At 58.3% G+C, this 11,635-nt stretch carries 10 protein-coding genes; 4 read left to right on the forward strand and 6 right to left on the reverse strand.

Going from position 1 to position 11,635, the window contains the following annotated elements; genetic code table 11:
• The first annotated feature begins 64 nt into the window (after positions 1-64).
• Positions 65-805 carry a YebC/PmpR family DNA-binding transcriptional regulator gene (locus ACM62R_RS02845; RefSeq protein ID WP_415182558.1) on the forward strand — a complete coding sequence of 247 codons (741 nt, stop codon included), beginning with the start codon at positions 65-67 and terminating at the stop codon, positions 803-805.
• Positions 806-963: 158 nt separating this feature from the next.
• On the opposite strand, the gene ACM62R_RS02850 is transcribed toward ACM62R_RS02845, so the two are convergent.
• From ACM62R_RS02850 to ACM62R_RS02875, 6 genes are all read right to left on the reverse strand, one after another.
• Positions 964-1,131 (reverse strand): hypothetical protein, encoded by a 168-nt coding sequence (locus tag ACM62R_RS02850; protein WP_415182559.1) that lies wholly within the window; start codon positions 1,129-1,131, stop codon positions 964-966.
• Between the two features lie 185 nt (positions 1,132-1,316).
• A complete protein-coding gene (locus ACM62R_RS02855) occupies positions 1,317-3,857 on the reverse strand; it encodes an AMP-binding protein (protein ID WP_415182560.1) in 2,541 nt (846 codons plus the stop codon).
• 670 nt (positions 3,858-4,527) lie between these two features.
• Positions 4,528-4,833, reverse strand: coding sequence for a YecR family lipoprotein (gene yecR / locus ACM62R_RS02860; RefSeq protein WP_415182561.1), 306 nt, complete (start codon positions 4,831-4,833; stop codon positions 4,528-4,530).
• Positions 4,834-4,927: 94 nt separating this feature from the next.
• The gene (locus ACM62R_RS02865; protein ID WP_415182562.1) at positions 4,928-5,560 is read right to left on the reverse strand and encodes a DUF6778 family protein; all 633 of its coding nucleotides are present in this window, start codon (positions 5,558-5,560) and stop codon (positions 4,928-4,930) included.
• Positions 5,561-5,671: 111 nt separating this feature from the next.
• The gene (locus ACM62R_RS02870; RefSeq protein ID WP_415182563.1) at positions 5,672-7,264 is read right to left on the reverse strand and encodes a peptide chain release factor 3; all 1,593 of its coding nucleotides are present in this window, start codon (positions 7,262-7,264) and stop codon (positions 5,672-5,674) included.
• Between the two features lie 165 nt (positions 7,265-7,429).
• Positions 7,430-8,443 (reverse strand): Hint domain-containing protein, encoded by a 1,014-nt coding sequence (locus tag ACM62R_RS02875; RefSeq protein WP_415182564.1) that lies wholly within the window; start codon positions 8,441-8,443, stop codon positions 7,430-7,432.
• 206 nt (positions 8,444-8,649) lie between these two features.
• Between ACM62R_RS02875 and ACM62R_RS02880 the strand changes: the two genes are divergently transcribed.
• From ACM62R_RS02880 to ACM62R_RS02890, 3 genes are all read left to right on the forward strand, one after another.
• Entirely contained in the window at positions 8,650-9,429 is a 780-nt protein-coding gene (locus ACM62R_RS02880; RefSeq protein WP_415182565.1) for an SDR family oxidoreductase, read from the forward strand.
• A 96-nt stretch (positions 9,430-9,525) separates the two neighbouring features.
• On the forward strand, positions 9,526-10,641 hold the full coding sequence (locus tag ACM62R_RS02885; protein WP_415182602.1) for an ABC transporter ATP-binding protein: 1,116 nt from the start codon (positions 9,526-9,528) through the stop codon (positions 10,639-10,641).
• Between the two features lie 186 nt (positions 10,642-10,827).
• Positions 10,828-11,607: a DUF2189 domain-containing protein gene (locus ACM62R_RS02890; protein ID WP_415182566.1), complete on the forward strand. Its 780-nt coding sequence runs from the start codon at positions 10,828-10,830 to the stop codon at positions 11,605-11,607.
• The last annotated feature ends 28 nt before the right edge of the window (positions 11,608-11,635 follow it).

Genomic DNA, 11,635 nt, shown 5'->3' on the forward strand with positions numbered 1-11,635 from the left:
TTGCGGCCCCCCGCCTCGCTGGCATATAGAGACGCCATAATATCGACATCGGACGGAGAGCGTCATGGCAGGCCATTCAAAATGGGCGAATATCCAGCACCGGAAGGGGCGGCAGGACAAGCTACGCTCCAAGCTGTTTTCCAAGCTGGCAAAAGAGATAACCGTTGCCGCAAAGATGGGCGACCCGGACCCCGAAAAAAACCCGCGGCTGCGGCTGGCGGTCAAGGCGGCCAAAGCGGTTTCCTGCCCTAAGGATGTGATAGACCGGGCGATCAAGAAATCGCTGGGGGGCGATGCCGATGATTATACGGAAATCCGTTACGAAGGATATGGCGCGAACGGTATCGCCATTATTGTTGAGGCGATGACCGATAACCTTAACCGCACCGCGTCAAACGTGCGTAGCTATTTCACCAAATGCGGTGGCAATCTGGGCACCACGGGGTCGGTTTCGTTCATGTTCGACCGGGTGGGCGAAATCACCTATCCGCCTGAGGCAGGCGATACGGATACGGTGATGATGGCGGCGCTGGACGCCGGGGCTGATGATGTCGAGTCCGATGAAGAGGGGCATTGGATCTATTGCGCCGATACCGCGCTTAACGAAGTGTCGCTGGCGCTGGAGGCGGCGTTGGGCGAAAGCACCGAGGCCAAGCTGATCTGGAAACCGCAAAACCGGACCGAGGTTGACCTGGAAACCGCGACCAAGCTGATGAAGCTGATCGACATGCTCGAAGATGATGACGATGTGCAAAACGTCACCCATAACTTTGATATGCCCGACGATGTAGCGGCACAGCTTTGACGGGGGGTGCCGCTAAAAAGCCGCACATCTTGCGCTAGGCATTCTTGATTTCAGAAATAAAAAGGCCCTCAGCATCGTCTTGCCAAGGGCCTTTTGAATTGGGTCGTATCAACCTTATTTCGGGTAATGTTGAACCGCGTAGATGCAGGGTTCACGGCTTAAAAGCTGTAATGACGAACCGTTTTCTCAAGCTTGGGGCTGCGCCGACCCAGCCACATGTCGCGGTGCAATTTCAGGTTGGCCTGCTCTTCTTTTGAAAGGGTAAGGGCGGATTTCACCCAGGCAGCAATTGCATGAAAGATCGAATTCGAGGTGTTCTGTTTCATTTCCATACTCTCCGAAATGCGCGGTGGTCGCGCTTTGTTTTAGGGTTCAGGCTGATCGGGTTTATCGCCAACAACCTTCGTTACCAGAGATATAGGCGCCTTTGACACTTAATGCGACACTTCTTCGGGCAATGCCGCAATGCAGAAAATGCATGGATGGCGCGATTGAACTTCTTGTTTTCAATCTAAGATCTGGCGGGCCATTGGCTGGAAAGCCTGCCATCTGTCCAGTCATAGAGCGCCTTGAACGCCCCCGCGGCCAGAACGCTTAGCGCTGTAACAACGCAAAAGCGCAAGGCATCTGACCGCAGTCCAAGGGATGTCACCAGCGAAATGACCGGCACATGGACGATGTAGAGAAATAATGTCACCGAACCGATATGCATCAGGCCACGCGCCAATGGGGTGGGTATGTCGATCGAAAGCCGCCAGATAATTGCCAGGGCGCCGCAAACTATCATGTAATTGACACTGTGCGGGGCATCGCGCCAACTGATCCACCAGACCAGCAGGGTAACAAGCGTCATGAGTGCTTTTTGCGCTCGGTCGCGGGTAAAGAAAATACACCATCCTAAAAGCAAAAGCTCAATCGCGGCGAGCGGATGTCGATGCCGGATTGGTGGCGCAATGTCTGCCACCGGGGAAAAGCGTATGGCCAGCACCACACACGCGAGGATAAACAGGCCAATTGCAAACGGATATCGCACAACCTGGTGCCGGCAGGACGGCAGTAGGAAGGGAAGGGTAAAAAGCAGAACGATTTGCGTATAGGTGCTGACAAACCAATAGGGAACAAGACCCTTTAGGGAAATCACTTGCTCGAAATTTCCCAGCAGAACAAACCAGGGTACGCTGACCGGATGCCATAGCAAAGAAATCAGGCTGATCAGCAGATAATAACAGGCAAGGATCGGCACCAGCATGCTGCGCCAGGTGCGCAGAACATTGCCTTCAAATAGCGTGTGGCTTTGAAACCGGGCTAACGAATACCCGACCATCATCAGCAAGAGATAAGAGCCTCCCCCCGTCGACCAAGGGGTGCTGTGCAAGGCAACCACCGAAAGAATGGCGATGACACGCGCAAGAAGATCGGCGCGCACCCGTTGAACGGAAAACCTGCCGCCTGCAGATGCCGGCCGCACAGGTTTTTCCTGCGCCAAAAGCGTGCGCAGCGGTAGGGTCTCCCAATCGGGGGGGGCCACACCCAGCTTGGTCAAAAGATGTAACTGGAGGTCCAGATAGGCCAGGCTATCGCCGCCAAGATCCACAAAACTACGATCAAGATCAAGAACCGGCATCCGTAGTGCCCGCTGCAATGCTGTCCGCGTGTCCAAACCGGTTTCTTGGGCGCCGGGCTGCAAGGCGTCCGCCTGACGGGCGAGGGTGCGGTAATCCACCTTGCCCGAAGGGAGCAACGGGGCCGCTTTGATCGAAGAAACCAGGATTACATTTTGCGGCAAATGATAAAGCGCTGAGATATGATCTTGTAACTGCCCAAGATTTGTAGCGTCTTGCACAAAAACCGCGAGCTGCGCATCCGAGCCGGTGACATAAACGCGGTTACCTTCGGCTCGTAGTTGGGTTTCCACCTCGTCCAGACTGATGCGCAGGCCAAAGATCTTGATAAACCTGCTGGCACGTCCGGTAATGCGGAAGTATCCGTTTTCAAGTCGCTCTGCCAGATCGCCGGTATGAAGGACGCAAGGCCCCGCAGGTGCGCCCAGATCGGCGCGGGTTACCGCATAACCCAGCATGACATTGGGGCCTTCATAGACAAGCTCTCCGGTTGTGTTGGTCGCCTGCACCTCTTGGCCCGTGCTGTCCAACAACCGAAATCCGCCACCTTCCAACGGGCGCCCGATTGTGTGGAACCACGCTTGGGCGTCTTCGGGTGGTACATAGGACATGCGCGGGCCGGCCTCAGTTTGGCCATACATGATGAAAAGCTGCCAGCCCTCGCGCGCGGCCTTGTCAGAAAATTGCCGCGCCAGAACCGGATCCAGCCGTCCCCCCGCCTGTGTGATGTACCGCAGCCGAGGCAGCCAGGCGAGGTCGCTTAAAAGTTCGAACTGGGTCGGCACCAGCGCAAGGGAGTTGACCTGCATGCGCGTGGCCAAAGCGCGTAGATCCGCATCAATAAGCGAACCCTCGGTCAGGACCAGCCCGGCCCCACGCAGCAGATGGGTATGCAAGACCGACATGCCGTAGGAATAATGAAACGGCAAAAGGGTTATCGCCCTGTCATCACAGGAGATATGAAGGTAATCCGCAATCGCCGCAGCATTGGTTGCCAGATTTTGCCGCGACAGGCGTACCAGTTTGGAGGCCCCCGTGGTGCCCGAGGTCGAAAGCAGCACTGCAAGATCGGGGTGCATCTCAATGGGGTCCGTAAACGCAAACACCGGCTTCCAGTCTGCGGCGCGTCGAAAAATGATATTGGGCCGATAGGTCTGAACGATCTGACTTTCGCGGCCTGCGGAACCCTCTGCGACCAGAATCACCGGCCAGTGCGCCCGTAGCGCCCCAAGATAGGCGATGATGGCCCCCGGCTCATTGACAGCTTCCAGCAGGATCAGGGGGCGGGTGACATCCGGCGGCAATCCGGCCTCTATTTCCAGACAAAATGCGTCTACCTTGACCGCAAGTTCGGTGTAGGAAATTGAAAAGTCGTGCTTTATCAGGGCGAGTTGATCGCCATGGCTTGCCAAGGTATCCCAGAAATCCATTTTCAAGCTTGGCCTTATATGTGCTGATATTTCCGATCGGGCAGTCAAATGGCAGCTTTGGCCCTAGCCTTGGGTCGAAATTCTGAGCGCGCTTTGCGGCTTTTGGCGTTTTCAGTTGTCTGTCAGTTGGCCAGATCGGCACCAGTGAGTTTTCGTCTGTTTCATGAAAAACTGTTACCGCGTCGCATGCGTGTATCAACAAGAATATACGCCTGATCGCGTTTTTTCGATCTTCCCGTTTTGCGCTTCTAACTTTTGCGCTTCTCGGCCTGTAACTGGCTGATTGAGGCGGGGTCTTGGCGTGCTGAAGTCACCCACAATTTCCAACAAATCGACAGCTTGACGGGGCTGGCCATCCTGCGGGCAGGTTAATATGAGACTGCAAGATCCGACCAGAGCCCGGAGAGAATTTTGATAAATCCTGGCCGCTGTAGCCCAGGCCAACCTATTGCAAAACCACGATTGGGGCGGTTTTCGGATCTGTCCGCATCCGGCACCGTCTAGCGGCAAGAGGGATTGCCCGCAGCAATGCCTTGAATTCGACTCCGGTCAGGGCAGAATCGGAGTTGCCATGATAAAGATGGTGCGCATGCGTGACAGGTTGGGGGGTGGCAATACTTCGTATTCCCACTTTATCCACAGCCCCCGCTCTGTTGCCCAGATTACCGGGCTAGTTCGTGCACTGATAGGTTTTCGTGACGTTGTAAACATCGCAGCCACCGTATCCGCCAGTCAGGCATGTGCGCCGGCTACCTTCAAATGGGTCGGCCCTTCTGTAACCCCAGGCATTGCAGCGTTTGGTCGCAGACCGCAAAGCCTGCTCCCAGTCAACCTTGGACACTTCAAGCGAGCTTTCTGTATAGCCCATTTCAACCGTTCCATCGGCGCGGCTGCCACCAATCGGCAGGGCATCCCGCTGCACTTCGCAGCCACTGAGCGCGAGAATCCCCAGTGTAAGGATCATGATTTTTTTCATAAATAATCTCCGGTAATCAGGTAAAACATAAATGCTCCACCATGGTGACCAAAGCGTGGCGCATGTGTGTTGAAAACGGTTTTTGCCGCCCGCTTCAGCCCCCGGCGCGGGTAAAGTCGGTGCGGTTGTCGGCACCAAGCCCAAGCCAGCCTGCGGTGGTGCGGGTCAGATGCGCAACAATGGCGACGCGCTGCGTCAAGCCGCGCTTTTCAGCCTCAACTGCGGCGGCACCGGTTTTGCCGGGAAAATCCGCCTGGATATACTGCGGCGCAAGCAGTTCTTGCCCTGTGCGGGCATCGACCACCTGCACGGTATAACGGATGTCATGAACACCGGTTCCTGCGGGGGCAGATCTGCGCGCCTTTTTGTTCAGCGCGTGGAACTTTGAAACCGTGACTTGAAACCGGACCGGACGGCTGCCGCGCAGGCCCGTTGCCCCGGCGGTGATCCCTTCCTTGACGATCCAGCCGACTTGCGCGCGCCGATCCCCAAGGGGCTCTTCCTGCCAGACGATATCCGCCCTTGGGACATAACTTTTGATGTCCTCTGACACGCTAAGCGTTTGCGGGACCGTCACGTTAACCGCGGCAAGCCGCCAGTCGCGCGCCTGTTCCGGCACCGGCTCATACTCGGTTGCCCAGTTCGACCCGCAGGCAGCAAGGGCGGTTGTCATGGCTGTCGCCAGCAAAAGAAAGCTGCGGCGGCCGAGCGCGGAGGGTGTGGTCATGTCAAAAGCCTTGTCGCTATGAATTTTCAAACGTGCAGATCATAGCTGCACAGGCCGCTTACGCCAACGGTTTCCAACGCTAAAACAACAGGGTGAAGATTCTCTTTACAATCAAACCATCATTTCCTTCGTGGCGGTCAGCTTCAACTCGGGAAAATCGCGTTGGATTCGGTCGATATCCCATTGCAGACGCGTCAGAAACACCGCGTCCCCATCACTGTCAGTGGCGATATGCTGCTTGTTGATGTTCACCAACCGCTCCACTTCTTGTTTGGGTCCGGAAACCCAACGCGCCGAGGTGAACTGGCTTGACTCGAACCGCACCGGCAGCCCGTATTCCAACTCGATCCGCGAGGCGAGAACCTCAAACTGAAGCGAGCCGACAACGCCGACGATGAACCCCGACCCGATCATCGGTTTGAACACCTTGGCGGCACCTTCCTCGGCAAATTGCAGCAGCGCCTTGTCCAGATGCTTGGCCTTCAGCGGATCCAACGCGCGCACCGTCTGCAAAAGCTCGGGCGCGAAGGAGGGGATACCGGTGAAACGCAGCAGTTCGCCCTCGGTCAGCGCGTCGCCAATCCGCAACTGCCCGTGGTTCGGAATGCCGATGATGTCGCCGGCCCAGGCCTCTTCGGCCAGTTCCCGGTCGGCGGCCAGAAACAGCACAGGATTGGTCACCGCCATCTGCTTTTTGCTGCGCACATGGGTCAGCTTCATGCCGCGTTCAAAATGCCCCGAGGCAAGACGCACAAAGGCCACCCGGTCGCGATGCTTGGGGTCCATGTTGGCCTGTACCTTGAACACGAATCCCGTAACGGTGGGTTCTTCGGGGCGGATCGTGCGGTCAGCATGCTGCGGCTGCGGCTCGGGGCCGTGTTCGCCCATCCCATCCATCAGTTCCTTCACCCCGAACGAATTGATCGCCGAGCCAAACCAGATGGGCGTCAGGTGCCCTTCCAAAAAGGACTGTCGGTCAAAGGCCGGCAGCAGTTCGCGCGCCATCTCCAACTCTTCGCGCAGCTTTGCAAGCTGACCTGCGGGGATGTGCTTTTCCAGTTCCGGGTCATCCAGACCGTTGATCTTGATGCTTTCGGCGACGCGGTTACGGTCGGCGCGGTCCATCAGTTCCAACCGATCATGCAAGATGTCGTAACACCCTAGAAAATCACGCCCCATGCCGATCGGCCAGCTGGCAGGTGCCACGTCGATCGCCAGATTTTCCTGTATTTCGTCAATAATCTCAAATGTATCGCGGCTTTCGCGGTCCATCTTGTTGCAAAAGGTCAAGATCGGCAGATCACGCAGACGGCACACCTCAAAGAGCTTGCGGGTCTGGCTTTCGACACCTTTTGCGCCGTCAATCACCATGATCGCGGCATCCACGGCCGTCAGCGTGCGGTAGGTATCTTCCGAAAAATCCGAGTGCCCGGGCGTGTCGACCAGATTGAACCGGTAACGGCGAAAATCAAAGCTCATCGCTGAGGCAGAAACCGAAATCCCGCGGTCCTGCTCCATCTTCATGAAGTCGGACCGGGTGCGCCGCGCCTCGCCCTTGGCGCGCACCTGGCCCGCCATCTGGATCGCTCCACCAAACAGCAGAAACTTTTCGGTCAGCGTGGTTTTTCCAGCGTCGGGATGCGAAATGATCGCAAAGGTCCGGCGGCGGGCAATTTCGGGCGGGAGGGATGAGGTCTGGTTCATGGCGCGGGGTTTATCTGCTGCGCCGGTCTGGCGCAATCACCCACAATGCCCGCCGCCGTTAACAATCACCCCTATCGGCGGCTTTTTTTTGGCGTAAATACTCACCGGGGGGAGGCCGCAGGCCGGGGGGCGGTCAGCCCCCCTCTACTCCGGTCCCGTCTTCGGTCAGTCGGTTTTGCGAAACAGCTTGTCACGGGTGGCGCTATCGATCAGCTCTGGCCCCGCCTCGGTGCCAAGATGCGGTTGGTGGGTCAGGCCCGGCAGGTGGGCGCGCACCTCTGCTGCCAACTCATCGGGCAAAAGGCTCAGCGTGGTATCGCTGACCAAAAGGCTTTCGCAGGGAATACCTTCGGCATAGACAATCTCGTGGCGGTCAAAGACCAGCGCGTAATAATTGATATAACCGCCCTCGCGCCGCCAGACATGACTACCATCCACCAGATATTTGGCCTGCACCAGAATCTCTGCGGTCTGGCCAATTCGCTGCGCACCGCGCCGATAAAGAAATATCCGGTGATGCGGGCTGACCACCAGATCACCCTCATTGCCCAGCGTGCCCGCTGAAATCACCACCGGCGCGAATGACCCCAGCGCGCGCAGCGTCGCCTTGGCCACCAGTCGAACGGGTTGCGGCCCGGAATCGCGGGTCAGCACCATATCGCCAGGGATCAGCATTTCAATCGGGCGCTGCATTCCACCTGCCAGCGTGATCATCGTGCCGGTGGTAAAGGCAATGCAGATCAGGTCTGACAGACGCACTGTCCCCGGATCCTCATGCACTTCGATCAACGTATACTCGGTGCGTGGCGCCATAGGGGTCATGGGCAGCGCATAAAGATCGTGGGTTTTTCCATGCTGAATCATTAGAATATCCACGATATCGCCATCAGCGGCCATCATCACATGACGGCCAACCAGCGTGACAGGGTCACCGGCCTGGCCAATTTGTGAACCGGGCGCAACAGTCTGCTCGCGTACAGTGTCAGTCGGGGGCGCGGAATGCAGCATCAGCGTCATGCTTTGCGCTGCGCGGTCAAGCTGATAAATGTCGCCACGTTCGCATAGCCCGGCCAGGTTCAGCCCGTCGCCCTGATTGGCCCCCGATGTCACCCGGACCGCATCGGCCGCAAAAACATGTGTGACTGTGACGGGTGGTAGGGCGGGGGCGTTCGTAGGCATCGTTGCCAAAGTCCTGTGCAAGCCAAGTGTATGTCCGGCAATCCGGCTTGGGTGGGGTGTAAACCAAATCAATTGCCTTTGGGTAAAGTAATTCAATAATCTTGGGCTTACCCTTGCGGCGGCCCTTTTGCGCCATTACCGGCGCAACAGAGGGTCCGGGTACGGAATGATAGCCCAATTCGGGCATGACTATGAAGGAGTGGACGATGGATCTGGGAATCGCGGGCAAACGTGCCTTGGTTTGTGCCGCCTCGAAAGGGTTGGGGCGCGGTTCCGCCGAGGCGCTGGCCGAAGCAGGCGTTTCGCTGGTGATCAATGCGCGCACGCCGGGGCCGCTGGAACAGGCCGCAGCCGACATTGCCGCGCGTCACGGTGTCAGCGTGGTGCCGGTTGCCGCCGATATCACAACCGCGGAAGGGCGCGCCAGGGTTTTGACGGCCGCAGGCGATGTGGATATTTTGGTAACCAATGCCGGTGGGCCGCCGCCGGGCCTGTGGTCGGACTGGTCGCGCGACGATTTCATCAAGGCGTTGGATGCCAATATGCTGACGCCGATTGCGCTGATGCAGGCGTGCCTTCCGGGAATGATGGCGCGGGGCTGGGGGCGGGTGGTCAATATCACCTCGCAATCGGTGAAATCACCGATTGGCGTGCTGGGTCTGTCAAACTCGGCGCGGGCCGGGTTGACGGGCTTTGTCGCGGGCACGGCGCGACAGGTGGCTGCCTCGGGTGTGTGCATCAACAATCTGCTGCCGGGCATCCACGCGACCGACCGGGCGCTGGCGCTGGATGGGGGCGTGGCCACGGCGCAAGGCATCACCCTTGAGGCGGCGGCGGCACAGCGTCAGGCAACCATCCCCGCCCGCCGCTATGGCACCGCAGCAGAATTCGGCGCGGCCTGTGCCTTTTTGTGTTCCGCCCATGCCGGGTTCATTGTCGGGCAGAATATCTTGCTGGATGGGGGCGGGTTCAATTCGACAATGTGACCGGGCCGGGTGGCTTGCAAGACGGGGGCGGGGCTGGTATCGCACGGTGCCGAAGGGCGCTAAGTTGACTGAATTGATCGGAATGACCGCGTGACCATGCCCTCGCCCGAGAGCGTCCAACAAACGGGCCGCGATGCACCTCCCCGGCTTGAGGTGCAAAATCTGATCCGCCGTTTTGACGCGCAGGCGGTGGTCGATGATGTGTCCTTCAGGATTCCGTCGGGGCAGGTGACGTGCCTGCTGGGCCCGTCGGGCTGCGGCAAATCCACCACGCTGCGGATCATCGCGGGCGTCGACATGCAAGACAGCGGCCAGATTTATGTTGACGGCCGGCTGGTGTGCGACACGGTATTCAGGGTGCCGCCGGAACGTCGCGCCATCGGGCTGATGTTTCAGGATTTCGCCCTGTTTCCGCATCTGTCGGTTGCCGAAAACGTCGCCTTCGGGCTGCACGGCACCCGCGCCGAAAAGCGCGCCCGTGTGGCCGATCTGCTGGAACGGGTTCACCTTGAAGACCATATCGACAGCTACCCCCATGCGCTGTCGGGTGGCGAACAACAACGTGTGGCGCTCGCACGCGCGCTTGCGCCGAATCCGCGTATCCTACTGATGGATGAACCTTTTTCCGGCCTGGATGAGCGCCTGCGCGACGGTATTCGCGACGAGACATTGGCCCTGTTGAAGGAGGAGGGCACCGCCGTGTTGCTGGTCACCCACGAGCCGCATGAGGCAATGCGGATGGCCGATCAGATCTTGCTGATGCGGGCCGGCAAAATCGTGCAGCGCGGCGCGCCCTACAACCTTTATAACGCCCCGGTCGACCGCGCAGCGGCGGCGTTCTTTTCCGATGTGAACATCTTGCGCACGCGGGTGCGGGGCGCGCTTTGCGATACCCCCTTCGGGCAATTCCTGATGCCGGGCCAACCCGACGATACCGAGGTTGAGATCGTCATCCGCCCGCAACACCTGAAAATTGACTTCGACCGCAACGGTCGCGGCCCTAACCCGACGCCACAAGACGGAACAGCCGCCCGTGCCTGCGTCGAGCGCGCCCGCTTCATGGGGCGCGAAAGCCTGATCGAGTATCGTATGGACTTCGACGGATCGGTCTTGAAGGTGACGGTGCCAAATGTCTTTCTACCCAATCCCGGCACGCCAATGTGGTTGACGATCCGCCGCGATCGCTGCTTTGTCTTTCCGGCCAAAGACTGACCCATTCGCTTTTTTTTGGCGTAAATACTCCCGCCGGAGGCCCAACAGAACAGACCCCCCTACGCTGAAGTCCTGGCGCTTTCAGTCGTGGCAGCGCACTTTTGCGGCGCGGGCAGGCCGTGGCCCCATTTTCATTTGGCATTTCCAGCGCGGCACGTTTAGCCTCTTTTGAAACTGGAGGAAAACATGCTGCAAGCAGATGATAACGGGCCCTCGACGCTGCCGCAGGTGCAAGAGGTGCCGCTGGCTGCTATCGCGGATGTGTTGCGCGCTGGTTTGCGCGATTTCATGCGCGCCCCGGCCTTCGGTATTTTCTTCTCAACCGTCTATGTTGTTGGCGGGATGGTACTTTATCTTGTGGTTGCGATGGCAGGGCAGGAATGGTGGTTGATCCCCTTTGTTGTCGGGTTTCCGCTTTTGGCCCCTTTCGCGGCAATCGGCCTTTATGAAGTCAGTCGCCGCATTGAAACCGGTAAGCCGCTGTTTTGGCGCGAAGTTCTGGGCGTCATCTTTGCCCAGAAAGACCGCCAGATTCCGTCAATGTCGATGGTAATCCTGCTGATGTTCATGTTTTGGGTCTTTGTCGCCCATACCATATTTGCCCTGTTCATGGGGGTTGCCTCGTTGACCAATATCACCTCGTCGCTGGGGGTTCTGATGACTGGCAACGGGCCGTTGATGCTTGCCATCGGCACGGGTATTGGCGCGGGTTTTGCCTTGGCGCTGTTTTCGTTTACCGTGGTTGGCCTACCGCTTTTGCTGGACCGGGAGGTTGATTTCATCACCGCAATCGTGACCAGCATCGAGGCGGTTCGGGCCAATCTTGTGACGATGGCGGCATGGGGCTGCACGATCGCAGGGCTTTTGTTTCTGGGCATGGTGCCGCTGTTTTGGGGGTTGTTTGTGGTGCTTCCGGTGCTGGGGCATGCAAGCTGGCACATGTACCGCAGGCTCATGGCGGATTAAGCTGGGCCTGTTCAAAAAAAAGGGCGGG

Source organism: Phaeovulum sp., assembly GCF_047638075.1.
Lineage (GTDB): Bacteria > Pseudomonadota > Alphaproteobacteria > Rhodobacterales > Rhodobacteraceae > UBA6197.